Source organism: Neisseria sp. HMSC078H04 (assembly GCF_001838135.1).
In the GTDB taxonomy this organism is placed as follows: Bacteria; Pseudomonadota; Gammaproteobacteria; order Burkholderiales; family Neisseriaceae; genus Neisseria.
The window spans coordinates 1-23757 of sequence record NZ_KV835849.1; the positions used below are offsets into that span (position 1 = coordinate 1).

The 23757-nt window shown below is 50.1% G+C and carries 21 protein-coding genes and 1 pseudogene; 17 read left to right on the forward strand and 5 right to left on the reverse strand.

Translation table 11 applies throughout. The features are described 5' to 3' along the window. The 17 genes and pseudogenes from HMPREF2560_RS11440 to ylqF all read left to right on the forward strand — a co-directional run. A pseudogene (locus tag HMPREF2560_RS11440) lies at window positions 1-227 on the forward strand (hypothetical protein); the annotation flags it as partial. Window positions 228-285: 58 nt separating this feature from the next. After that, window positions 286-2511, forward strand: coding sequence for a DNA internalization-related competence protein ComEC/Rec2 (locus HMPREF2560_RS05665; protein ID WP_070608104.1), 2226 nt, complete (start codon window positions 286-288; stop codon window positions 2509-2511). Window positions 2512-2826: 315 nt separating this feature from the next. Next, window positions 2827-5952: a Tle-like phospholipase domain-containing protein gene (locus HMPREF2560_RS11445; protein WP_070608105.1), complete on the forward strand. Its 3126-nt coding sequence runs from the start codon at window positions 2827-2829 to the stop codon at window positions 5950-5952. Between the two features lie 102 nt (window positions 5953-6054). Beyond that, a complete protein-coding gene (locus HMPREF2560_RS05675) occupies window positions 6055-6675 on the forward strand; it encodes a phosphoribosylanthranilate isomerase (RefSeq protein ID WP_070608106.1) in 621 nt (206 codons plus the stop codon). Between the two features lie 36 nt (window positions 6676-6711). Next, on the forward strand, window positions 6712-7314 hold the full coding sequence (locus HMPREF2560_RS05680) for a uracil-DNA glycosylase family protein (protein ID WP_070608107.1): 603 nt from the start codon (window positions 6712-6714) through the stop codon (window positions 7312-7314). 4 nt (window positions 7315-7318) lie between these two features. Beyond that, window positions 7319-7729, forward strand: coding sequence for a hypothetical protein (locus tag HMPREF2560_RS05685; RefSeq protein ID WP_070608108.1), 411 nt, complete (start codon window positions 7319-7321; stop codon window positions 7727-7729). Between the two features lie 112 nt (window positions 7730-7841). Then, window positions 7842-9044, forward strand: a complete 1203-nt coding sequence (trpB, locus tag HMPREF2560_RS05690; RefSeq protein ID WP_070608109.1) for a tryptophan synthase subunit beta — start codon at window positions 7842-7844, stop codon at window positions 9042-9044. A gap of 195 nt (window positions 9045-9239) precedes the next feature. Then, a complete protein-coding gene (locus HMPREF2560_RS05695; protein ID WP_070608110.1) occupies window positions 9240-10145 on the forward strand; it encodes a DMT family transporter in 906 nt (301 codons plus the stop codon). Window positions 10146-10197: 52 nt separating this feature from the next. Then, window positions 10198-11487: an adenosylmethionine--8-amino-7-oxononanoate transaminase gene (gene bioA, locus HMPREF2560_RS05700; protein ID WP_070608356.1), complete on the forward strand. Its 1290-nt coding sequence runs from the start codon at window positions 10198-10200 to the stop codon at window positions 11485-11487. Continuing rightward, window positions 11484-12140, forward strand: coding sequence for a dethiobiotin synthase (gene bioD / locus HMPREF2560_RS05705; protein ID WP_070608111.1), 657 nt, complete (start codon window positions 11484-11486; stop codon window positions 12138-12140). The genes bioA and bioD overlap by 4 nt, the downstream gene beginning before the upstream one ends. Then, a complete protein-coding gene (locus HMPREF2560_RS05710; protein ID WP_070608112.1) occupies window positions 12130-12624 on the forward strand; it encodes a chorismate--pyruvate lyase family protein in 495 nt (164 codons plus the stop codon). The genes bioD and HMPREF2560_RS05710 overlap by 11 nt, the downstream gene beginning before the upstream one ends. Window positions 12625-12797: 173 nt before the next feature. Next, window positions 12798-13718, forward strand: coding sequence for a 4-hydroxybenzoate octaprenyltransferase (gene ubiA, locus HMPREF2560_RS05715; protein ID WP_070608113.1), 921 nt, complete (start codon window positions 12798-12800; stop codon window positions 13716-13718). Window positions 13719-13988: 270 nt separating this feature from the next. Further along, complete coding sequence (gene ptsN, locus HMPREF2560_RS05720) at window positions 13989-14438, forward strand: PTS IIA-like nitrogen regulatory protein PtsN (RefSeq protein WP_070608114.1); 450 nt, start codon at window positions 13989-13991, stop codon at window positions 14436-14438. Window positions 14439-14441: 3 nt separating this feature from the next. Further along, entirely contained in the window at window positions 14442-15404 is a 963-nt protein-coding gene (hprK, locus tag HMPREF2560_RS05725) for an HPr(Ser) kinase/phosphatase (protein WP_036490342.1), read from the forward strand. Continuing rightward, entirely contained in the window at window positions 15385-16239 is an 855-nt protein-coding gene (gene rapZ, locus HMPREF2560_RS05730) for an RNase adapter RapZ (RefSeq protein WP_070608115.1), read from the forward strand. The genes hprK and rapZ overlap by 20 nt, the downstream gene beginning before the upstream one ends. Window positions 16240-16273: 34 nt before the next feature. Beyond that, window positions 16274-16510 carry a lipoprotein gene (locus tag HMPREF2560_RS05735; protein WP_003684875.1) on the forward strand — a complete coding sequence of 79 codons (237 nt, stop codon included), beginning with the start codon at window positions 16274-16276 and terminating at the stop codon, window positions 16508-16510. Window positions 16511-16603: 93 nt separating this feature from the next. Then, the gene (gene ylqF, locus HMPREF2560_RS05740; RefSeq protein WP_049322861.1) at window positions 16604-17545 is read left to right on the forward strand and encodes a ribosome biogenesis GTPase YlqF; all 942 of its coding nucleotides are present in this window, start codon (window positions 16604-16606) and stop codon (window positions 17543-17545) included. Between the two features lie 55 nt (window positions 17546-17600). Here the strand turns inward: ylqF and HMPREF2560_RS05745 are convergent, their stop codons facing one another. From HMPREF2560_RS05745 to HMPREF2560_RS05765, 5 genes are all read right to left on the reverse strand, one after another. Continuing rightward, window positions 17601-18194 (reverse strand): LolA family protein, encoded by a 594-nt coding sequence (locus tag HMPREF2560_RS05745; RefSeq protein ID WP_004520070.1) that lies wholly within the window; start codon window positions 18192-18194, stop codon window positions 17601-17603. Between the two features lie 58 nt (window positions 18195-18252). Next, window positions 18253-20475, reverse strand: coding sequence for an NADP-dependent isocitrate dehydrogenase (locus tag HMPREF2560_RS05750; RefSeq protein WP_070608116.1), 2223 nt, complete (start codon window positions 20473-20475; stop codon window positions 18253-18255). A 172-nt stretch (window positions 20476-20647) separates the two neighbouring features. After that, window positions 20648-21850 (reverse strand): beta-ketoacyl-ACP synthase, encoded by a 1203-nt coding sequence (locus tag HMPREF2560_RS05755; protein ID WP_070608117.1) that lies wholly within the window; start codon window positions 21848-21850, stop codon window positions 20648-20650. Window positions 21851-21853: 3 nt separating this feature from the next. Then, a complete protein-coding gene (locus tag HMPREF2560_RS05760) occupies window positions 21854-22372 on the reverse strand; it encodes a hypothetical protein (protein ID WP_070608118.1) in 519 nt (172 codons plus the stop codon). Between the two features lie 97 nt (window positions 22373-22469). Next, window positions 22470-23708: an NAD(P)/FAD-dependent oxidoreductase gene (locus HMPREF2560_RS05765; RefSeq protein ID WP_070608119.1), complete on the reverse strand. Its 1239-nt coding sequence runs from the start codon at window positions 23706-23708 to the stop codon at window positions 22470-22472. Window positions 23709-23757: the final 49 nt, after the last annotated feature.

The following is a 23757-nucleotide window of genomic DNA, read 5'->3' on the forward strand; positions in this document are numbered from 1 at the left end:
ACCCCATGGGTCGTCTGAAAAGCCAGCGTACCATCCAGAACGGCACACCAACACCCCGCGGCAAACAAAACCCGCTGGCTGGCGGTGCCGTCAACCGCCGCTACGCTTATGACAAAGCCGGCAACCTGATTCAAAGCGCCGACCAAAGAAGCGGCGTCCTTCATTACGTCTACGACAAAATCGGACGGATTCAGGTCATAAATACTGCAATCAAATATTTGTCATAATCTACTAAAAGCATTTATTATTACATATCTAATAATCATAATTTAAGGGAAAATGTTCATGGCGTGGCGGTTTGTATTGCCTGCTTGGGTGGTTGGGGTAGTGCTTTCGTTTGCGTTGCCGTTTGTGCCGCCATGGTGGGCTTGGTTGTCTGTAATCATTGGCGCGCTTGCGTTATGTCGAAGATTTGCTGTGGCTTGGTTGGCGCTGGCCATCTGCATGGGCATGGCGTTTGGTGTGTGGCGGACAGGGCTGGTGTTGGCCGGTCAATGGCCTGTAGGGGAGGTGGTGGCTAAAGTTTTGACGGTTGAGGTGGCTGATATGCCGCGTGATGATGGTCGGCGCGTGCAGTTTGCGGCAAGGGCTTGGGATGAGCGTGGGCAGGCTTTTGATTTGATGTTGTCGGATTATCAGCGGCGCGATTGGGCGGTGGGCAGCAGGTGGTCTGTATCGGCGCGGGTAAGGCTGGTAATTGGTGAGGTAAATGTGCGCGGTTTGAACCGTGAAACATGGGCTTTGGCCAATGGTATCGATGGCATGGGTACTTTGGGGCGCGACAGGAAACTCGTGCGGCAAGGCGGCGGTTTCGGTTTGGCTAATATGCGTGATGCGGTAAGCCAAAGTTGGCAGGGAACGTCGAATAAGTATGCTGAGTTTTCAGACGGCATAGGGCTGATGCGTGCTTTGAGTATTGGTGAGCAATCGGCGTTGCGGCCGCCTTTGTGGCAGGCATTCCGGCCTTTGGGACTGACGCACTTGGTCAGTATTTCGGGCTTGCATGTGACGATGGTGGCGGTATTGTTTGCCTGGCTAATCAAGCGAATTTTCCGTTATTTGCCGTGGATTCCGGCGAAACCGCGTGTGTGGATATTGGCTGGCGGTGTTGCAGGGGCTTTGTTTTATGCGCTTTTGGCAGGTTTTTCCGTACCGACGCAACGCAGTGTGTTGATGTTGGCTGCGTTTGCGTGGGCATGGTGGCGCGGAAGTGGCGGCTCGGGCTGGACGGCGTGGTGGCAGGCTTTGGCCGTTGTTTTGTTGTTGGACCCGTTGGCTGTATTGGGTGTGGGAACTTGGTTGTCTTTCGGCTTGGTTGCTGCTTTGATTTGGGCTTCATCAGGCCGTCTGAAAGAGTTGGGTTGGCGTTTGGCTGTACGGGGACAATGGGCAGCGACTGTATTGTCGGTGGTATTGCTGGGCTATTTGTTTGCTTCGTTACCTTTGCTCAGTCCGTTGGTTAATGCGCTGGCTATTCCTTGGTTTTCTTGGGTGTTGACGCCGTTGGCTTTGCTGGGTTCTGTTTTCCCGTTCGAACTTGTCCAGTTGGTAGCGGCATTTTTGGCGGAATATACTTTACGCGGTTTGGTATGGCTGGCTACAGTATCGCCTGAATTTGCCGTCGCAGCGGCGCCCGTGCCTTTGCTCGTGTTGGCGATGATGGCGGCTTTACTGTTATTGCTGCCTAAAGGAATGGGCTTGAAACCTTGGGCATGTCTGGTTTTATTGGGTTTTGTATTTTACCGTCCTGCCAAGCTGGAGGAGGGGGTGGCAAGAGTTACGGTGATGGATGCAGGACAAGGTTTGTCGGTGTTGATACAAACGCGTAACCGCAATCTTTTGTTTGATACGGGAACGGAGCAAGTGGCGCAAACAGGTATTGTACCGAGTTTGAATGCTATGGGTGTGCGCCGTTTGGACAGCTTGATTTTGTCGCACCATGATATTGATCATGACGGCGGTTTTCAAAGTGTAGCGGCTGTCGGTACCGATAAATTGCTTGCCGGACAACCTGAGTTTTATCCGAATGCAGAGTTTTGCCAAGAAGACAAATGGCGATGGGACGGCGTAGATTTCGAGTTGCTCAGGCCGTCTGAAAATACGGGCAAGGAAGATAACGACCAAAGCTGCGTATTGCGTGTCGTAGCAAACGGCAAAGCCTTGTTAATAACCGGCGATTTGGGCGTGAAGGGCGAGGCCGGTTTGATTGAGAAATACGGCAATGCGCTGTATAGCCAAGTGTTGGTATTGGGACATCACGGCAGCAGCACGGCTTCGTCAGGCAGCTTTCTGCATACGGTTTCGCCGCAATATGCCGTGGCATCCAGCGGCTATGCCAATGCCTACAAACATCCGACCGTTGCCGTACAAAATCGTGTCCGCGCGCATGGTATTACTTTGTTGAGAACGGATTTGTCAGGCGCGTTGGTGTTTGCTTTGGGACAGGGCGATATATTTCAAGGCCGTTTGAAAAAGGATAAGTTTTATTGGCAGAAGAAACCGTTTGAGTAAAAAGGCTAAAAGGCCGTCTGAAAGACTTTTCAGACGGCCTTAATATTTTTCATTGACGGGCATTATCCAAATTTTGTGTGAATCCAATTGTGGATAGTTTGGTTTGATATTTGATAATAAAGAATAAATTAATTGTGATGAAAAAATAGGCAGTTTAAAAATAGGGTAATAATTACAAAGTCATTTCATAACTGTTGTTAATTTGATAAGCATTTTGAATCTGTTTGGCTGAATAAATTCACTTGTTTTTAGCTTGCTTATATAATCTAAACGCATTATTGCGCATTCAAATTAAATTTAACAAAGGGAAAAGAAATGACTGAAACTCAAAACCAACCTAATAACGAAGAGTCCGTAGTGATTATCGGTACGCGTCGTGATGATGTGCTGTATGGCAGCTTGGGACACAATATTTTTTACGGCGGTTTAGGAAACGATACCTTTATTGTGAACAACAGGAATGACCAAATCGTTGAAAGGTACGGCGAGGGTACGGATACGGTTTATACCCATACGACTTATACGTTGCCGAATTATGTTGAAAACCTGACGATGACCGGCCACGATAATATTTTTGGTTTCGGCAACAATTCCGACAACGTCCTTATCGGCAACAGCGGCAACAACCGTTTGAGTGCCGGCCGTGGTAATGATGTACTTTACGGTGGGGCGGGTAATGACTTGCTGCTGGCAGGCGATGATGACGACAAACTTTATGGTGGCGACGGCAACGATATTTTGCGTGGCGATCACGGTAACGATTATTTGGAAGGAAACGAAGGCGACGATGTTTTAGACGGCGGAATCGGTGCAGACGTAATGCGCGGCGGCAATGGCAACGATACATATTATGTAGACAGTCCAAACGATGTTGTTATCGAAGAAGCCAATGGCGGCATTGATACGGTTTACACGGGTATGACTTACCGTTTGCCGACTCATGTCGAAAACCTGACCTTGACCGGCAGCGGCAATTATTTCGGCTTCGGCAATCATTCCGACAATGTCTTAATCGGCAACAGCGGCAACAACCGTTTGATCGGAGGACGCGGCAATGATGTGCTTCGCGGAGAGGCAGGTTATGACTTGCTGTTGGCGGGTGATGGCGACGACAAACTTTACGGCGGTACCGGCAACGATATTTTACGCGGCGATGCCGGTAATGATTATTTAGATGGCGGCGAAGGAAATGATACGCTTGAAGGCGGTAGCGGAGACGATACTTATGTATTCCGCCGTGGCAGCGGCCATGATGTCATTTCAGACAATCTGGGTCATAACAGCATTCATTTTGAAGGTTTGAGTATGAAGGATATCAGTCTTACTACTCGTCCAAGCGCTAGTAATCCTGCCCTTAAAGATTGGGTATTTACGATTCGTGAAACAGGCGAAACGTTGACCCTTAAAGAGCAACACAAGACCTATTCATCTGTATCCAAGTATAAATTTGCGGATAAGGAAATGGATGTTGCTGAAATCTTCAAATATCCCGAGCACGATACCAGCGAAGACAGCGTAACCATGCGTGTGCTTTATAAAGATGGTCACGCCGTCACACATGCCGCCGAACGAGTGCAGCATCTTCAGACGGCCTCTTTGCAGTATTGGGAAAATATTGCCACTCAAAAAAGAGCCAATGATATTGTCCGACCCAGTGCTAAACAGGCGCAGCATTCTATCTTTACCAAAGACAGTGATGGCGACGGTTTGGTCGATGCTATTGACCGCAATCCGCAGGAGTGGAATGTTTCTGAACGCGATTTGCGGATGTTCTCTTCATTGGCTTATGAATCTCCGTCTGCTTTGCATACTGTATTTAAAGGCAATTATTGGTGGAATACGCAATATGCTTCTATTGCTAAGAATATTAACGACAAATATTTTAGCAATCAGGCCAATGTATCTGAATTGGTTGGGAAATGGACATTGCTTAAGGCAGGTAGTCCGGGAGGCGGTTTGGATTATGCGATTTTCGGCAATTCGAACAAGAAGGGCGGTTGGGAAAATGTCGTGGTAGCGTTTAGAGGTACGCAGGCTACCAGCATTAAAGATGTTTTGGCTGATTTGAAAATTGTGACCGGTAATTTGCCGGAGCAAACCAAATATTTGGATGAAATTGCACGCTATATTGATACGCTTCATGCCAAAAATGTGTATTCGACCGGACATTCGTTGGGCGGCTATCTTGCAGAATACTTTGCCGCACATACCATGCAACAGCGTAATGATTGGGCAAGTGATTTCAAACGCAGTAGTCTGTTTAATCCGGCTGTTTTGAATGTGGACAAAGCCTCGCCTGAAGCCTTAAAACAAGCACGGGATATGGCCGATAAAATGGCGGAAACACGTATCACGGACAACTCGGATACAACACAGGCACGCCCTCTGTATGAAACCAATTCGTATGTAATCAAAGGCGAATGGGTTGGAGATGGTTTTTCAGGCAAAACAGGTGCGGGTATTGGTATATTATTGGCATTAGCGACTGGTGGAGCGAGCCTTGCGGCAGGAGCTGCAGGTGCACTTGTAGGTGCTGCCGCGTCCCAAGTTCATAAAGGATTGGGCAGATATCCGAAAGCCAAGGTTTTAGATTTCAAAAGCGGCGATGTATGGGGCAAACACAATATGACCAGCTTTTATGAGTCTGATACCAAACTTGAACAATACTTCTCCCAAGGTAAACGTATTGATAAGCATTACGACAATCTTTATTTGATGGATTCTGACCAAGACGGTTTTTCAGACGGCATTGAAAACAAATGGGGTAGCAGCAGTAATGATGCCCAAGAAACGCCATACGCAACCGGTACATCTACTATTTATACCGATGACCGGCCCATGCTTGCCGTGGTTCAGACAGAGGATGCGGCCGGTAACGTCCTGTCACTCAAAGGTGTGGAAATGACGGCGCACCAGCAGGGCGATAAGATGGCGTATGCGGCAAACGGCAAGGAAATTGACTTAGGCAAAAACGGCTTTGATTGGTCGATCAGCATCAGTGGAGACAGCAAAGGCGTAGCGGCCTTGCATGGCAGTGCGGCTGACGATGTATTGAAAGGCAGTGATGGCAATGATTATCTGGCAGGCGGTCTGGGTGGCGATACCATTGTTACCGGCGAGGGCAGGGATACGGTGGCATTTACTGCATGGGATGTTCGCGAGGGCAAACTGGATCACTTGCTGGATTTCAATCCGGTCAAAGATAAGTTGGATTTGAGCGCCATGCGTCCGCTGCTCAATGAGAAAGAAAGCCAGGTTAGCTGGGCGGATTTGTTTGTCCGCGATGTGGATACATTCAGCCCCGACCGCTCGTATCTTGTGTTCAATAGCGCTCAAAAAAACTTGGCGTATCGGGGCGCGGGAGCTGAAAGCAGCACAGAGTTCGCACGTTTCTACAATGAAGATGCTGCGCAGCTGACAGCCGCCAATATTATCGGCTGATGGTTGTTTTAAAGTTTAAGGCCGTCTGAACCTGATATTTCATGTTCAGACGGCCTTAAACTTATATAATATCCGACCCATCTGTTTAAAAAGGCAATCCCCATGAACACCATACGCACCAAAATTTGCGGTATTACCCGACCTGAAGACGCGCTGGCTGCGGCCGAATTGGGCGCGGATGCCATCGGGCTGGTGTTTTACGCCAAGAGTAAACGGGCAGTGAGTATTGAGCAGGCGCGGGCGGTTGTGAAAAATCTGCCGCCGTTTGTATCGGTAGTGGCCTTGTTTGTGAATGAAAACGAGCAAACCATTCGCGAGATTTTGCGTCAAGTGCCGATAGATGTGATTCAGTTTCACGGCGATGAAGACGATGATTTTTGCCGTCGGTTTGACCGTCCGTATTTGAAGGCCGTGCGTGTACAGTCCGCAGCCGATATTCAGACGGCCTGTGCCAAATTTCCGAATGCCCGAGCCTTGCTGTTTGATGCCTATCATCCGACTGAATACGGCGGTACGGGACAAAGTTTCGACTGGACCATGTTGCACGGCAATATCGGCAAACCGTGGATACTTTCCGGCGGATTGACTGCGGAAAACGTTGCCGAAGCGGTAAAAATCAGCGGCGCAACAGCGGTGGACGTGTCCGGCGGCGTGGAAATCTCCGGAGGGATTAAGAGCAGGGAGAAAATGGCGGTGTTTATTCAAGCAGTAAAGGCCGTCTGAAATTTTGTTTGAATTCAAAGAAACCGGAATACATATATGCAAGAGCCAATCGTTGAATCCCACCCATTCGCAGCCTTGTTGCCGCTGCAGGCAACGGTCATGATGATGGGGACGTTTCCGCCTAAAGAAGAAAAACACGCGATGCAGTTTCATTATCCGAATTTTCAAAACGATATGTGGCGCGTGTACGGGCTGGTGTTTTTCGGCGATGCGGCGCATTTTCAAAAGCAGGGCGAAAAGGCGTTTGATGCCGATAAAATCAAAGCGTTTTTAAGTGAGAAGGGGATTGCATCCTGTCCGACCGTGTTGAAAGCGATACGCGAACATGGCAATGCTTCGGATAAGTTTTTAAAAGTGATAGAAACCGTCGATTTGGCGGCAGTATTGGCGCAAATGCCCGAGTGCCGCCATCTTTGCACCACCGGCGGCAAGGCAACCGAAGTTTTGTTGGAGATTCAAGGCAGCGGCATGAAAATGCCGAAGACCAGCGAAACAGTGCCGTTTCACTATGCTGGACGTGAGTTGACCCTGACGCGCCTGCCTTCGACTTCGCGTGCCTATCCTTTGAGTTTGGCGAAAAAAGCGGCGGCGTATCGGGCTTTTTTTGAAATGGCTGGTTTGACTGTTTTTCAGGAGTAGAGCGATGGACCGTTATGAAATCTCTTTAATGACGTTTATGGCGTTGTGGTGGCTTTTTAATGTCGTCTCAGTGTGGCTGAAGGCTAAACAATGGCATATCAAGGTATTGTTGGGAGGAACGCTTTTGTATGTGATACAAATATCTGCAGTCATTATGTCTGTTAACGGCCTTAATTGGATATTTTTGAACGTAAGCACTATAAATACCAATGAGTTGATTATTGCTTTGCTTGTGCTTAACTTTTTGGGTTGGTGGTTGCTGGCGCTGTGGCTGGGGATGTTGGCATTGAAAATATGCCTAAGAAACAAAAACGAAGAAAAACATATCGCGCCGCCGTTAGGTACGGCATTGGTTGCAACATCGAGCTGTACGCTGTTGTTCCTATTTTGTCTGCTGATATTATTATTCAATTAGTTGCCGACAAGATGAATGGAAAACGGCTATAATTGCTGACAATTTTTACTTTCAGACGGCCTTGTACTGAATCAGGTCGTCTGAAACCATAAAACGAACAAGGAAAAATCCCATGAAAAATTATCACGCTCCCGACGAGAACGGCTTTTTCGGCGAACACGGCGGCCTGTACGTTTCCGAAACCCTGATTCCTGCTTTGCAAGAATTGGCAGAAGCCTATAAAGCAGCGAAAGAAGATCCTTCATTTTGGGAAGAGTTCCGCCATGATTTGAAACACTATGTCGGCCGTCCCAGCCCTGTTTATCATGCCGCGCGATTATCCGAGCATTTGGGCGGCGCACAAATCTGGCTGAAGCGTGAAGATTTGAACCACACTGGCGCGCACAAAGTCAACAACACCATCGGTCAGGCTCTGCTTGCCCGCCGCATGGGCAAAAAACGTGTGATTGCCGAAACCGGCGCGGGTCAGCACGGCGTAGCTTCTGCCACCGTTGCTGCACGCTTCGGCATGACTTGTGACGTGTACATGGGCGCGGACGATATCCAACGTCAAATGCCGAATGTTTTCCGCATGAAATTATTGGGTGCGAACGTGGTCAGCGTTGACAGCGGCAGCCGTACTTTGAAAGACGCGATGAACGAAGCCATGCGCGAATGGGTGGCGCGCGTGGACGACACGTTCTACATCATCGGCACTGCCGCAGGCCCTGTGCCGTATCCCGAAATGGTACGCGATTTCCAATGCGTGATCGGCAATGAAGCCAAAGAACAAATGTTGGAAGCCATCGGCCGCCAACCTGACGTTGCCGTTGCCTGTGTGGGCGGCGGTTCGAACGCCATCGGTTTGTTCCATCCCTATATCGAAGAAGAAAACGTGCGTTTGGTCGGCGTAGAAGCCGGCGGTTTGGGTGTGGATACGCCAGACCACGCCGCACCGATTACCAGCAAAGCCCCTATCGGCGTATTGCACGGTTTCCGCAGCTATTTGATGCAGGACGAAAACGGTCAAGTCTTGGGTACGCACTCCGTTTCTGCAGGCTTGGACTACCCAGGCATCGGCCCGGAACACAGCCATTTGAACGACATCAATCGCGTAGAATACACCGTAGCCAAAGACGACGAAGCACTCGAAGCCTTTGACTTGCTCTGCCGTTTCGAGGGTATTATTCCTGCGCTGGAATCTAGCCATGCCGTTGCTTGGGCAGTCGCCAATGCGCCGAAAATGGGCAAAGACCAAGTGATTCTGGTCAACCTGTCCGGTCGCGGCGATAAAGACATTAATACCGTGGCGAAACTTAAAGGCATTGAGTTGTAAGCCTTATTGATTGAGCAGTAAAGGCCGTCTGAAAAAGCTGGGTTTCAGTCTTTCAGACGGCCTTTGTTTCCTGAATGATTCAGCGTAGTATTTTATCCGCGCAAACTCTATCAAGTATCGGCGGCTAAGGAAATTTATCCTTCCAAACTGCGTGTGTACGATTTCTAAACCGATTTATTCAAGTTATCCATCACCATGAAACATTTAGCAATTCATCTAAAATTATTGGGCATGGCGGCGTTTTGGGGCGCATCTTGGCCGATGGGGCGGATGCTGGGACAGGCGCTGCCGCCTTTAACGGGCGGTATGCTGCGCTTTTTAACGGCGGCAATCTTGCTTTTGGGTTGGCTGTTTGCACGGTATCGGTTGCGTACTTTGGCGGTTTTGTCGCGCAAACAATGGCTTGGGTTGGTACTGGCGGCGGCATTCGGCGTATTTGGTTTTACTGTGTTGTCTATGCTGGGTTTGCAGCGGCTTCCTGCTTCAAGGGCGACGGTGTTGGTCACGTTCAATCCTGTATTGACGATGTTTTTTGCGGCTTTGCTATTTGGCGAGAAGCTCAACGGCAAGATTGTGTCGGGTATGTTGTTGGCAGTGGCAGGCTCGATATGGGCGGTCACACATGGCGAGATTGCGGCATTTTTGTCGGGCGGTGGCGTAGGATGGGGCGAAGTGCTGGTATTTTTCAGCCTTTGCTGCTTGGTCACTTATACGATGATAGGCCGGGCGGTGTTGCAGGGGATTGATGCGCTGACGGTTACCGTGGCTACTGCTTGGCTGGGTGCAATGATGTTGCTGCCGCCTGCGCTGATTTCAGACGGCCTGCCGTTTGGTATGCTTGCCGAAATGGACGGCAGGGGCTGGTTTGCTTTGATTGGCCTGTCTGTCGGTGCAACGGTTTTGAGCTATGCGTGGTATTTTGAAGGCGTAAAGACTTTGGGTGCGGGCAGCGCGGCGGCGTACATCACTTTGGTGCCGGTATTCGGTATTTTGTGTTCCGCTTGGTTTTTGGGCGAGGCATTGCATGTTTCCTTGGTTGCCGGCTGTTTGGCGGCAGTAGGCGGATTGGCGTTGATGCAGTACGGAAGACGTGCCGTCTGAAATAGGAAATATGTTATATAATAATGAAACTAATCAAACCATTGTTTTAAACATGTCTGAACATTCCTCCCTACTCGATTTCGACCGCGCCCATCTGCTCCATCCCTATACATCCATGACCGATCCGTTGCCTGTTTATCCGGTGCGCCGAGCGGAGGGCGTGCACATCGAATTGGCGGACGGAACGCGGCTGATTGACGGGATGTCGTCTTGGTGGTGTGCGATACACGGCTACAATCATCCCGTTTTGAATCAGGCGGTTGAGGCGCAGATTAAGCAGATGTCGCATGTGATGTTCGGCGGTTTGACGCACGAGCCGGCGGTGGAACTGGGCAAGTTGTTGGTCGGGATTTTGCCGCAGGGGCTGGACCGTATTTTTTATGCGGATTCGGGTTCGGTTTCGGTGGAAGTTGCGTTGAAAATGGCAGTGCAGTACCAGCAGGCGCGGGGTTTGACGGCGAAGCAGAATATTGCGACGGTGCGGCGCGGGTATCACGGCGATACTTGGAACGCGATGTCCGTTTGCGATCCGGAAACGGGGATGCATTATATTTTCGGCAGTGCTCTGCCGCAGCGTTATTTTGTCGATAATCTGAAAAGCCGTTTCGACGATGAATGGGACGAGGCAGATTTGCAGCATGTCCGCGCCTTGTTTGAAGCGCATCATGCGGATATCGCCGCCTTTATTTTAGAGCCGGTCGTGCAGGGCGCGGGCGGTATGTATTTTTATCATCCGCAGTATCTTCGCGGATTGCGCAATTTGTGCGACGAATTTGATATCGTGTTGATTTTTGACGAAATTGCCACCGGATTCGGGCGCACGGGCAAGATGTTTGCCTGCGAACACGCGGACGTCGTACCGGATATTATGTGTATCGGCAAGGGTTTGAGCGGCGGCTATATGACGTTGGCGGCGGCAATCACTTCGCAAAAAGTCACCGAAACGATTTCGCGCGGCGAAGCGGGCGTGTTCATGCACGGACCGACGTTTATGGCGAACCCGCTGGCGTGTGCCGTTGCCTGCGCTTCGGTCAAGTTGCTTTTGTCCCAAGATTGGCAGGCAAATATCCGCCGCATCGAAAGCATCCTGAAAGGTCGTCTGAAAGCTGCATGGGATATTCGCGGCGTGAAAGATGTGCGCGTTTTGGGTGCCATCGGAGTGATTGAGCTGGAAAAAGGCGTGGATATGGCGCGTTTTCAAGCGGATTGCGTGGCGCAGGGGATTTGGGTGCGCCCCTTCGGCAGGCTGGTGTATTTGATGCCGCCGTATATTATTTCAGATGGCCTCTTGACCGAACTTGCCGATAAAACCGTACACATTTTGAAGGAACACAACAAATGAAAGGCGTTTACTTCGTCAGCGGCATTGATACGGACATCGGCAAAACCGTCGCCACCGGCGTATTGGCAAAACAATTGTTGCAGCAGGGCAAAAGCGTGATTACGCAAAAGCCTGTGCAAACCGGTTGCCAAGACATCGCCAACGACATCGCTGTCCACCGCAAAATCATGGGCATACCCATGCAGGAGGCCGACAAACAAGGGCTGACCATGCCTGAAATCTTCAGCTATCCCGCTTCGCCTCATCTCGCCGCCCGTCTGGACGGCAGGACTTTGGACTTGGAGAAAATCCGTACCGCCACGCAAGAATTGGCGGCGCAATACGAAATCGTCTTGGTCGAAGGTGCGGGCGGATTGATGGTTCCGTTGACGGAAGATTTGTTGACCATTGATTATATTAAGCAACAGGCTTATCCCGTCATCCTCGTTACCAGCGGACGGCTCGGTAGTATCAACCATACCCTGCTCAGCTTCGCCGCACTCAAACAATACAGCATCCAGTTGCACAGCCTGATTTTCAACCATATTCACGACAGCAAAGATGAAACCGTTGCCGGCGATACCTTGGAATATCTTAAAGGCCGTCTGAAAGATGAGTTTCCTGAAGCCAAATGGCAGGAGTTGGCCAAAACAGAGGTGGTAAATGGCGTTTGATATACCGCGTGGCACACTTTGTTCATATGCCGAAGCTTCAAGTCTTTTACCATCTAAGGCCGGACATTTGCTGACCGTTTCTTCGCTAACCGCTGCGTTACGCGCTTCTGGTAAGGATTTTTCAGTCGAGCCCGTGTATTTGGGTTTGACGAAGGGTGCGGACAATAGCGATGAAATTTTTGTGCGCGATGTTTTGCTCAAACTGGACGGCGAAACAGTAATACAAGCCAGAAGCGCGTGCCGACCGGATAGCCGTCTATGGATAGAATTATTGGATTGCGGAACGCAGCCTCTGGGTGAGCGCCTGTTTGACGGTACATTGCCGTTGAAACGTTCGGATTTTGAGTTTTTTCGTTTTGAAGATTCCGACCATCCGTCTTTCAGACGGCCTGTTACCGCGCGCCGTTCGTATTTCGATTGGAATGGCGAAACATTGGAATTAACAGAATATTTCTTATTGAAATTAATAGATTTATACCGCTAAGGCCGTCTGAAAATAAAACCGATTACCGATGTTTGTCATAATTCTGTTATAATACAATAAATTAAATTGTTAAGATCTGTTTGATTTCAGACGGCAATAAATTATAATAAGAGCTAAGGCTCTAAAAAACCTTTCCTTCCGAATCGACACATAAACAACGACACATTACATCAATGAACATAAGGCGCTTTTTTCTACAATTTCTACCGCGTTACGCTGTCGGACGGATGGTGATATACGCCAAGCTGATGCGCGTCGACAAACCCATTGGCACACTGCTTTTGCTGTGGCCGACTTATTGGGCATTGTGGATTGCGTCTAAAGGCGTTCCCGACGCGGATATTTTTATTGCCTTTAGCGCAGGCACATTTTTGATGCGCAGCGCAGGTTGCGTCGTGAATGACTTTGCCGACCGCAATTTTGACGGCGCAGTAGAGCGCACCAAAAACCGCCCGTTTGCCAAAGGTTTGGTTTCCAAAACCGAAGCGCTGCTTTTGACCGTCATGCTGTGTCTGATGGCGGCTTTATGCTTGGTACCGCTCAATCGTTTTACTTGGCTGATGAGCCTTCCGGCCTTGTTCCTGGCCGTCACATATCCCTTTACCAAACGCTTTTTCCCGTTGCCGCAGTTTTATTTAGGACTGGCATTTTCGTTCGGCATTCCCATGGCCTTTGCCGCCGTGCAAGGCCGAGTGCCTCCCGAAGCATGGCTGATGTTTACCGCTAATGCCTTATGGACGCTGGCTTACGACACGATTTATGCCATGGCGGATAAAGAAGATGATTTGAAAATCGGCATTAAAACTTCGGCAATCACATTTGGCCATCACGACATTAGCGCAACCATGCTTTGCCATTTTTGGTTTACGGTATTGATGGCGGTACTGGGTATCAAAATCGGTGCAACTTGGCCTTATTGGCTGGTATTGCCGGTAACCGTTTATTGGCAGTATCAGCAGTATGCCGCCATCCGTACGCGCGACCGCCAGTTGTGCTTTCAAACGTTTTTGGCCAACAACCGCATCGGTTTGGCGTGGTTTTGCGGATTGGTCTGCCATTATTTCTGGTTGTTTTTGGTTTCCAAACTGTTTTAAAAAAACTAGGTTGAGGCCGTCTGAAAAGAAAGGGAAAAGGGGTATGCCGGACATGCCCTTTTTCATTTGAATCATAGTTTGGCCAGTCATAGGATTTTTACTTTAAATTCAATATAAGCAAACAGTTGGATTATTTTTAGCTTGTTAAAAAATATCAAAAACAACATGGAAAATGTTAGCAGGGCGAGTGTAAATTACGCCTTCAGGATTGAGATTTGCACCGACAATCGGTACAATCCCATTGTTTTGCGACATTTAAAAGAGATACACATGAGCCTGATCGGCGAAATTTTACCTTTGTCCCATATCGTTTTGGATTTGGAAGTCAGCAGCAAAAAGCGTCTGTTTGAAGAGGCTGCACAGCTGCTGGAGAATGAAGCAGAATTACCGAATGCCAACGTGTTTGACTGCCTGTTTGCCCGTGAAAAGCTCGGTTCGACCGGTTTGGGGCAGGGGGTGGCGATTCCTCATGGCCGTCACGCATGCGTGAAAAAAGCCACCGGTGCATTTATCCGCACCAAAGAGCCGGTTGCCTTTGATGCGCCCGACGGCAAACCCGTTTCCCTGATTTTCATCCTGCTTGTGCCTGAAAACGCTACCGGCGAACATTTGGAAGTCTTGTCCAAACTGGCCGGCAGATTCTCTCAAAAAGCTATCCGTGAAGCGTTGATGGCCGCTACTTCCGCCGAAGAAGTACGCACACTCCTGAGCGAAGAGTAATTCATGCCCAGCATATCCGTCCGCCGCCTGTTTTCCGACAATCAGCACAAACTCGAACTCGCTTGGGCTGCCGGTAATTCCGGCGCGGACAACCGTATCGGTGTCGAAGCCGATAAACCCGTCTTGGCCTTGGTCGGCCACTTAAACTTTATCCATCCTAACCAAATTCAAGTTGTCGGCGTAGCTGAAGCCGAATATTTGCGCCGCTTGGAAACAGGCGAGCTCAACTACGATTTCGGCGAGCTTTTCGATATTCCCATGTCTTTGGTTATCGTCGCCAACGGCTTGCCGGTTTCACCCAAATTGCGCGATTATTGCCATACCAACAGTATCCCCCTGCTGACATCCAAACAGGAAAGCCCGCACTTGATGGACGTTTTGCGGATTTATCTGCAACGCACATTGGCGACTTCCACCATCAAGCACGGCGTATTTTTGGATGTATTTGAAGTGGGCGTACTCATTACCGGACAATCCGGCTTGGGTAAGAGCGAATTGGCATTGGAGCTGATTTCGCGCGGCCACAGCCTGATTGCCGATGATGCGGTCGAACTTTTCCGTACCGGCCCGGAAATGCTGGAAGGCCGTTGTCCGCCTATGCTGCGTGATTTCCTCGAAGTACGCGGCTTGGGCATACTCAATATCCGCCATATTTTTGGCGAAACCTCCATCCGTCCGAAAAAAATCCTCCAGCTGATTATTAATTTGGTTCCGGCCGACGACGGATACATGAAACAACTCGATCGATTGAGCATCCGTACCGAAACAGAATCTATCCTCAACGTCAGCGTCCGTTCCGTTACCCTGCCTGTTGCAATCGGTCGAAACTTAGCAGTATTGGTTGAAGCTGCAGTGCGCAATTACATCCTTCAATTGCGCGGTAAAGACAGCACCAAAGAATTCCTCGAACGCCATCAAACACAACTCAAAGAAAACGAACAAAACCATGAAAATCGTCCTGATTAGCGGCTTATCCGGCTCAGGAAAATCCGTAGCCCTCAAACAACTCGAAGATTCAGGCTTTTATTGCGTTGATAATCTGCCTTTGGAAATGTTGCCTTCGCTGGTGTTGTACCATATTGAACGCGGCGAAGAAACCCAGCTTGGTGTCAGCGTTGATATCCGTTCCGGTATCAATATTCAGGAAGCGCAAGAGCAAATCCAATATTTGCGTCATGAAGGGCATCAAGTCGAAGTCCTCTTTATTGAAGCGGAAGAGGGTGTGTTGGTTCGCCGCTTCTCAGAAACCCGCCGCGGACACCCTTTGTCCGGCCATAATCTGACTTTGTTGGAAAGCCTGCAAAAAGAACGCGAATGGCTCTTCCCGCTTAGAGACATCGCATATTGCATCGATACGTCCAAAATGAACGCACAGCAGCTGCGTTATGCTGTGCAACAATGGCTCAATATTGAACGTGTCGGTTTGCTGGTCATTCTTGAATCCTTTGGTTTCAAATACGGCGTCCCCAACAATGCCGACTTTATGTTTGATATGCGCAGCCTGCCCAATCCGTATTACGATCCGGAATTACGCCCCTTTACCGGCATGGATAAGCCTATTCAAGATTATTTGGGCCAGCAGCCGTTGGTTCAAGAAATGGTTGATGACATCGACCATTTTATTAGCCGCTGGTTGCCGCGCCTGCAACAAGAGAGCCGCAGTTATGTAACGATTGCCATCGGTTGTACCGGCGGTCAGCACCGCTCCGTTTATGTTGTAGAAAAACTGGCCGAGCGCCTCAAAGGCCGTTACGAACTCCTTGTCCGCCACCGTCAGGCACAAAGCTTGGCAGGACGCTAATTTGCCGTTTCAGACGGCCTCAAAGGAAGAAACCATGAAAAAAATCAGTCTGACCGCATTATCCCTGCTTATCTTGACCGCCTGCGCAACAGAGCCTGTAACAGCTTACCGTTGGCACCGCACCGGCGCGAGCGAAGCTGAGGTTTCCCGCCAAATCAATACCTGCAAATCACAAGTTCAAAATGGAACCAAACGTGGCAATACATCCAAAACGTTTGAGCAATGTATGGATGAAGCAGGTTACTACAGCTACGAGCATGGCAACCTCTAAATCCTGATTGACCGATTATCCCAATACCGAGGCCGTCTGAAAAACAATGATTTTTCAGACGGCCTCAGATACGAATAGAAAGAATAAAAAGACATGGCTATCCAATGGTTTCCCGGCCACATGAACAAGGCAAAAAAAGCCATTGCCGAACGCATTAAAAGCGTTGATATGGTGATTGAGATGTTGGACGCGCGTATGCCTGCTTCCAGCGAAAACCCATTGCTTGCCCAGTTGTCCAAAGGCAAGCCCAAACTCAAAATCTTAAACAAGCAAGATCTTGCCGATCCCGAGCGCACCAAAGTTTGGCTTGAACACTACAACAGCCGCCAAGATACCCGCGCCATTGCGCTTGATTCTTCCGAAACCGGCGCTCATGGCAAAATTACCCAAGCCTGCCGCGCGATGATTCCTCATCGCCAAGGTATCGAGAAGCCGTTGCGTGTTCTGATTTGCGGTATTCCCAATGTCGGCAAATCCACCTTGATTAACGGCATGATCGGCAAAAAATCTGCCAAAACCGGTAATGAACCCGGTATTACCAAAGCCGAACAGCGCCTTTTCCTTGCCGACGATTTCTGGCTTTACGATACACCTGGTATGTTGTGGCCAAAAATTATCGTCGAAGAGGGCGGCTACAACCTTGCGGCCGGCGGTGCAGTCGGGCGTAACGCTCTGGACGAAGAAGAAGTGGCGCTTGAGCTTTTGGATTACCTCCGCCGCCATTATCTGGCTCTGTTGCAAGAGCGCTATCAAGCCGACAAAGATCCAAGCAGTCATTGGGACGACACTTCTTGGTTGGAGTGGATTGCCAAAAAACGCGGTGCGGTTTTGAGCGGAGGACGGGTCAACTACCAAAAGGCCGCTGAAAATATCCTGACTGATTTCCGTGAAGGAAAAATCGGCAGAATCACGCTGGAAACGCCAAACCAATGGGAAACTTGGCTGAAAAAAGCCAGACAGAAAGAGGCCGAACTCAAAGCCATTCGCGAAGCCAGAAAGGCGGAAAGAAAAGGGCAGCAGCCTTCAGCCGATTAATATAAAAGGCCGTCTGAAATCTATTTTCAGACGGCCTTTTGTTGGAATAGACAATTTAGAGGGCGGTACGGCTGAAGCTGTCCAGAGCTTTATCGGTTTGGATTTGGTTGAACTGCATGATGGTTTTGTCGCCTTGCTTTTCGTCCAATTCGATTTTTCGTACCAGCGTATCGCCGTTGATTTCGATACGGTTGAAGATTTGGCGGGTAATGGCGGTTTTCGGAGTTAAGGTCAACGTCCATTTTTTCTCGTTGCCGTTTAATTTCAAATCAAATTGTTTTTCCAAGCCTTGGGTATTGCCGCCCAAAAGGTCGAGGAAGAGTTTGATTTGGCGGCTTTGGCCGTTGAGTTTGCTGGCATTTGGGTTGACCCATTGGCTGCCGTTCCACTGCATGATGCCGTCTGAACGAACGCGCAGAGTAGTTTCAAATGGTTTTTGCATTTTCCAGAGCAGGCCTTTTTGTGGGACAAGGGTAAAGCTGCCGCTGGTGGTCATGGGTTTGCTGAGGGATTTGAGCTGGCGTTGTTGGACAAAATTGCCTTGCACGTTTTGCGGTTTTTGCAGGGTTTGTGCCAATTCGGCAGGGGAAAATGCCCACAAAGCCGGAGCGCTGATGAGGAGAGTAAGAGAAAGAATGGTTTTTTTCATTGTGCTTCCATAAGGTTTGAGGCCGCCTGAAAATTCAGACGGCCTTTTATTGCTTTAATTATAAGGCTGACAAGGCCTGATTAAAGGTTGCGCTTGGACGCATCGCTTGTGCAGCTTTTTCAGGATTGGCTGCGTAGTAGCCGCCGATGTCGACCGCTTTGCCTTGTACGGCAGAGAGTTCTTCAACGATTTTGGCTTCGTCGGCAGTCAAAGCGGCTGCCAATGGAGCAAATGCGGCTTTCAGTTTGGCATCTTTGTCTTGCGCCGCCAATTCTTGCGCCCAGTAGAGGGTGAGGTAGAAATGGCTGCCGCGGTTGTCGAGTTCGCCAGCTTTGCGTTTAGGCGATTTGTCGTTCAACAGCAGTTTTTCGGTGGCTGCATCCAAAGTGTCGGCGAGGACTTGGGCTTTGGCGTTGCCGGTTTTTTGCGCCAGATGTTCAAACGATACGGCGAGCGCGAGGAATTCGCCCAAAGAGTCCCAACGCAAGTGGTTTTCTTCGAGGAATTGTTGAACATGTTTCGGTGCGGAGCCGCCAGCGCCGGTTTCAAACATACCGCCACCATTCATCAATGGAACGATAGACAGCATTTTCGCGCTGGTACCCAGTTCCAAAATTGGGAACAAGTCGGTCAGGTAGTCGCGCAGGACGTTACCGGTTACGGAGATGGTGTCTTCGCCGTTTTTCAGACGGCCCAAGCTGAATTTAGCGGCTTCTTCAGGAGCGAGGACGCGGATGTCGAGGCCGTCGGTATCCAGTTCGGCAAGGTAGGCTTTGACCTTGGCGAGCAGGCTCTTGTCGTGCGGACGGTTTTCGTCGAGCCAGAACACGGCTGGTGTATTGCTCAGACGGGCGCGGTTGACGGCAAGTTGTACCCAGTCTTTAACCGGAGCGTCTTTGGTTTGACACATACGCCAGATGTCGCCGGCTTCAACGTCGTGTTGCATCAGGACATTACCTGCTGCATCAATGACTTGAACTTGGCCGTCGGCTTCGATTTCAAAAGTTTTGTTGTGTGAACCGTATTCTTCGGCTGCTTGCGCCATCAGGCCGACGTTAGGAACGGTACCCATGGTTGTCGGGTCAAACGCGCCGTGTTCGCGGCAGAAGTCGATGGTTGCTTGGTAAACACCGGCATAGCTGCTGTCCGGAATGACGGCTTTGGTGTCTTGCGCTTTGCCGTCTTTATCCCACATGCGGCCGGAATTACGAATCATCGCAGGCATAGAAGCATCGACGATGACATCGCTAGGAACGTGCAGGTTGGTGATGCCTTTGTCGGAATCAACCATGGCCAAATCAGGGTTGGCAGCGTAAACGGCGGCGATTTCAGCTTCAACGGCTGTGCGGGTGTCCGCATCCAGTTTGTCCAGATTGGCAAGCAGGTTGCCGAAGCCGTTGTTGACGTTGACACCTGTGGCAGCCAGTTTGTCGCCGAATTTTTCAAAGACAGGCGCGAAGAACACTTTGACGGCGTGTCCGAAGATAATCGGGTCGGACACTTTCATCATGGTGGCTTTCATGTGCAGCGAGAACAATACGCCTTTTGCTTTTGCATCTTTCACTTGTTCGGCAAGGAAGGCGAGCAGGGCTTTTTTGCTCATTACGGTCGCGTCGATGATTTCGCCGGCTTTCAGGACAACAGGCTCGCGCAGCTCTTTTTTGTTGCCTTGTTTGTCGGTGAACACGATGGATACGGAAGTCGCATCGGGTACGGTAACGGATTGTTCGTTATGGAAAAAGTCGCCGTTTTGCATGGTGGCAACATGGGTTTTGGAATCTTTGGTCCATGCGCCCATGCTGTGCGGATGTTTTTTCGCAAAGTTTTTCACTGCTTTAGGCGCGCGACGGTCGGAGTTGCCTTCACGCAGGACAGGGTTTACCGCGCTGCCTTTGATGCGGTCGTAGCGTTCGCGTACGGCTTTTTCTTCATCGGTTTGAGGGTCGGCAGGATAGTCGGGAACGGCAAAGCCTTTAGACTGCAATTCTTTAATCGCAGCAGTCAGTTGAGGTACGGATGCGCTGATGTTCGGCAGTTTGATCACGTTTGCCTCGGGTTGTTTCACCAGTTCGCCCAATTCGGCAAGCGCATCAGGTACGCGTTGCGCTTCGGTCAGGTATTCTGGAAACGCCGCCAAAATACGGCCGGAGAGAGAAATGTCGCTGGTTTTGACATCAATATCGGCGTGGCGGGTAAACGCCTGCACGATTGGCAGCAGGGATTGAGTGGCCAATGCAGGAGCTTCGTCGGTGTAGGTATAGATAATGGTGGATTTAGTCATGGGATTATTCTCTATGTAGGTTAAGTTTTTCTTTTCGGGCACATCGCGAGATGAAACGTGCTAAGCCTATTATGGCATATTTCGGCGGATTTGGTTGTTGTTTTGATGTTATTGTTTTTTAAGTTGCGGAAAAGAAAAAGGCCGTCTGAAAAGACAGCCTAAATATAAGGACTTATCCGATAATCAAAACAGCATTGCTGCCGCCGAAGGCAAATGACGAGCTGGCGGCAATGCGTTTTTCAGACGGCCAGCGGCTGTTTTCGTCGGTCAAAGCGATGTTGGGCAGCTCGGAATCGGGTACGTTGTCCCATTGTTGTGGCGGCAGTTTGCCTTCCGGACTGTATTGGCGGTTGGCCATCAACCAGGCAAACGCGGCTTCGATCGCGCCGGCTGCGCCTAAGGTATGGCCGGTGGACGGCTTGGTTGACGTGCAAAGGGTGTGGCTGCCAAATACTTCGGCAACGGCTCGGCTTTCCATGCTGTCGTTGTGTTGCGTGCCGGTGCCGTGCAGATTGATCCAGCCGATGTCTTCTGCTTTCAAACTGGCTTTATCCAAAGCAGCCTGAAAGGATTGGGCTGCACCCAAACCATCGGGGCGGGGCGAAGACATATGGTAGGCATCGCTGCTTGCACCATAGCCCAGCAACTGCATTTCGCCGTCAAAATCGGCATCGCGCGTCATTACAAAAAATGCGGCCGCTTCGCCGATATTGATGCCGTTGCGGTTGGCAGAAAAAGGCTTGGCGATGCCGTCTGAAAGCACTTCCAAAGAAGCAAAACCATTGATCGTCAGCGGAGAAAGCGTATCCGCGCCGCCGCAAATCACGGCATCACACAATCCGGCACGAAGCAATCGGGCTGCGCTGATGAGGGCGCGTGCGCCGGAAGTGCAGGCGGTGGAGACGGTATAGCGCAAGCCGTCCAAGCCGTAAACTTGAGCGATAAATTCGGATGGCGAAGCCATGGTGTGTTGCAGCTGTTTGAACGGAACATCCGTCCATTCACCGCCTTGGACAACGTGTTGGAACAAGGGGATATTTTCATCTGCGCCACTGGTAGACGTACCGGTAACGACAGCGACCCTTTCTTTGCCGTAACGGGCAATGGCCGTCTGAATCAGTCCGTCTATTTGCGAAAGCGCGTGCAGGATAAGCTGGTTGTTGCGGCTGCGATGCGCTTCGGGGATGTTGTCAGGCAAGGGCATCAGGGTTTCTTTGACTGCACCGAAAGCATGCGTTTTGCCTTTTACCCATTGGTCTGAAAAAGTCAGGGGCGTGTTTTCAGACGGCGTGAGTAAGGCATCGGCATGAACTTGCAAGCCGCTGCCCAATGCGCTGGTCAGTGCCGGACGGCTGAGATAAACAGGAGTATTCATGAATTAGTCTTCTGCAATCGGGCTGACCGTCCAGAAAGTTTGGTCGGGGAAGCCGATAAGGAATTGTTCGGAATGGTGGGCGACACACCACAAATCACGCTCGCGGTAGCTGAACACCGCGCCTTTGCCGTCAGGGCAGAATCCTTGATGTGTGGCATTTTGTTGGCGGGCTTCAGGGTAAAGCGTGGCGGCGTGTTCGGCGGCCAAAAGCGGCAACAAGGCGGCAAACAGTCGGCGCGAACTGGCATTTGGCATCACAAAGCCGTCGTTTTTCCAGCCTTTGGTACTGACCGATTGACGCGATACCGGCGCACCCAGTGCATCGGTTTGGACAAAGCGGATGCCGTCTGAATGAGGTTCGACTGCCAAGAGATTGGTTTGAACGGTTTGCCCCGCCGCATTAGTCTGCTCAAGTTTGAACCATTGACCTTCTTTGGAAAGCGGCGGCAGCGTTTGCGGATGGGGGAGCGAGGTCGCACATGCGGAAAGCAGCAGTGCGGCAAGCAAAGGGATAAATCGCATAAGGTTTTATCTATCGGTCAAAATATTTAATGGTGTGGATGAAGTTTCAGACGGCCTGTTCCGTTTTCAGTCTAGGCCGTCTGAAAGACATTCATCCTTATTCTACCTTCAAATCGCCCACCAATGCGGCAAGTGTGGACAAGCGTTGCTCGGATTTTTCCACGAATGGATTGTTCGTGTCCCAAGCGTAGCCTGCCAGAATAGATGAAATCATACGGCTGATTTCAGGACTGCGGTTAGGCGCGTAGATGGCATTTTGGAAGCGGAAATCGTACCAACCGTTTACATAAGTGCGGAATGCGTTCACGCCGATCATCAGTTGGTCGGCAAATTCGGTTTGCCAATCGACGGCTTCGCCTTTGAGCTGTTTGCCCAACAAATCGGCAGCCAGTTTGGCAGAGTGCAGGGCAATGGTTACACCGGAGGAGAAGACTGGATCGAGGAATTCGGCGGCGTTGCCCAAAAGGGCGAAATGTTTGCCGTATAAGGTTTTCACGTTGGCGGAATAGCCTTGGATAGAGCGGAACGGAAAGTCGTTTTCCCAAACGGCTTTATCTAAAATTTCCGCCAGCATCGGGCATTCGTACACAAATTTTTTCAACACGGCTTCTGATTCGCCGGCCAGTTTGTCGGGCGTGCCGACAACGCCGATGGAGCAGCGGTTGTCACCGAAAGGAATCAGCCAAATCCAGACATCGCGATGTTCAGGATGCGTGTTGATCAGGATTTTGTTGCGGTCGAATTTCGGGCTGGTAATGTTGTCGTCGATATGCGTGAAGTGGGCTTGGCGCGGAGGCAGCTCGGACGGGCTTTCCAAGTCCAAAAGGCGAGGCAGGACACGGCCGTAACCGCTGGCATCCAAAACGAATTTGGCGGTCAGTTCATAGTTTTCGCCTGTATCGGTCGCAACGCTCAAACGTGCCACATCGCCACTGTTGTCAAACGCGGTTACGCCATGTCCGAAGCGGACATCGACGCCTTGTTTTGCCGCTTCATCAATCAGGATTTTGTCGAAGATGCCGCGGCGCACTTGATAAATAGTACCGGGGCCGTCTGAAAATTTTTCAGTAAAGTTGAAATCTGTGTAACGGCTGCCCCATGAAAACGCAGCACCGTCTTTAAATTGAAAGCTGGGTTCGGCATGCACTGCATCGGCAAAACCGGCTTCTTCCAACATTTCCATGCAATGCGGCAACAGGCTTTCGCCGATGACAAAGCGCGGGAAATGTTGTTTTTCCAATACGCAAACTTTAAAGCCTTGTTTGTTCAGCAAAGCGGAAGCAACCGAACCTGAAGGGCCTGCGCCGATAACGGCAACGTCAAATTCTACGGACATTTGAAAATACCTTTGATTTTAATGATAAAAAAATGTTTAAACTAGCGTC

Bases quoted from the DNA above. Each gene is read 5' to 3' on its own strand.
- HMPREF2560_RS05665 (WP_070608104.1), top strand. From the start codon at position 286: ATGGCGTGGCGGTTTGTATTGCCTGCTTGGGTGGTTGGGGTAGTGCTT.
- HMPREF2560_RS11445 (WP_070608105.1), top strand. From the start codon at position 2,827: ATGACTGAAACTCAAAACCAACCTAATAACGAAGAGTCCGTAGTGATT.
- HMPREF2560_RS05675 (WP_070608106.1), top strand. From the start codon at position 6,055: ATGAACACCATACGCACCAAAATTTGCGGTATTACCCGACCTGAAGAC.
- HMPREF2560_RS05680 (WP_070608107.1), top strand. From the start codon at position 6,712: ATGCAAGAGCCAATCGTTGAATCCCACCCATTCGCAGCCTTGTTGCCG.
- HMPREF2560_RS05685 (WP_070608108.1), top strand. From the start codon at position 7,319: ATGGACCGTTATGAAATCTCTTTAATGACGTTTATGGCGTTGTGGTGG.
- trpB (WP_070608109.1), top strand. From the start codon at position 7,842: ATGAAAAATTATCACGCTCCCGACGAGAACGGCTTTTTCGGCGAACAC.
- HMPREF2560_RS05695 (WP_070608110.1), top strand. From the start codon at position 9,240: ATGAAACATTTAGCAATTCATCTAAAATTATTGGGCATGGCGGCGTTT.
- bioA (WP_070608356.1), top strand. From the start codon at position 10,198: ATGTCTGAACATTCCTCCCTACTCGATTTCGACCGCGCCCATCTGCTC.
- bioD (WP_070608111.1), top strand. From the start codon at position 11,484: ATGAAAGGCGTTTACTTCGTCAGCGGCATTGATACGGACATCGGCAAA.
- HMPREF2560_RS05710 (WP_070608112.1), top strand. From the start codon at position 12,130: ATGGCGTTTGATATACCGCGTGGCACACTTTGTTCATATGCCGAAGCT.
- ubiA (WP_070608113.1), top strand. From the start codon at position 12,798: ATGAACATAAGGCGCTTTTTTCTACAATTTCTACCGCGTTACGCTGTC.
- ptsN (WP_070608114.1), top strand. From the start codon at position 13,989: ATGAGCCTGATCGGCGAAATTTTACCTTTGTCCCATATCGTTTTGGAT.
- hprK (WP_036490342.1), top strand. From the start codon at position 14,442: ATGCCCAGCATATCCGTCCGCCGCCTGTTTTCCGACAATCAGCACAAA.
- rapZ (WP_070608115.1), top strand. From the start codon at position 15,385: ATGAAAATCGTCCTGATTAGCGGCTTATCCGGCTCAGGAAAATCCGTA.
- HMPREF2560_RS05735 (WP_003684875.1), top strand. From the start codon at position 16,274: ATGAAAAAAATCAGTCTGACCGCATTATCCCTGCTTATCTTGACCGCC.
- ylqF (WP_049322861.1), top strand. From the start codon at position 16,604: ATGGCTATCCAATGGTTTCCCGGCCACATGAACAAGGCAAAAAAAGCC.
- HMPREF2560_RS05745 (WP_004520070.1), bottom strand. From the start codon at position 18,194: ATGAAAAAAACCATTCTTTCTCTTACTCTCCTCATCAGCGCTCCGGCT.
- HMPREF2560_RS05750 (WP_070608116.1), bottom strand. From the start codon at position 20,475: ATGACTAAATCCACCATTATCTATACCTACACCGACGAAGCTCCTGCA.
- HMPREF2560_RS05755 (WP_070608117.1), bottom strand. From the start codon at position 21,850: ATGAATACTCCTGTTTATCTCAGCCGTCCGGCACTGACCAGCGCATTG.
- HMPREF2560_RS05760 (WP_070608118.1), bottom strand. From the start codon at position 22,372: ATGCGATTTATCCCTTTGCTTGCCGCACTGCTGCTTTCCGCATGTGCG.
- HMPREF2560_RS05765 (WP_070608119.1), bottom strand. From the start codon at position 23,708: ATGTCCGTAGAATTTGACGTTGCCGTTATCGGCGCAGGCCCTTCAGGT.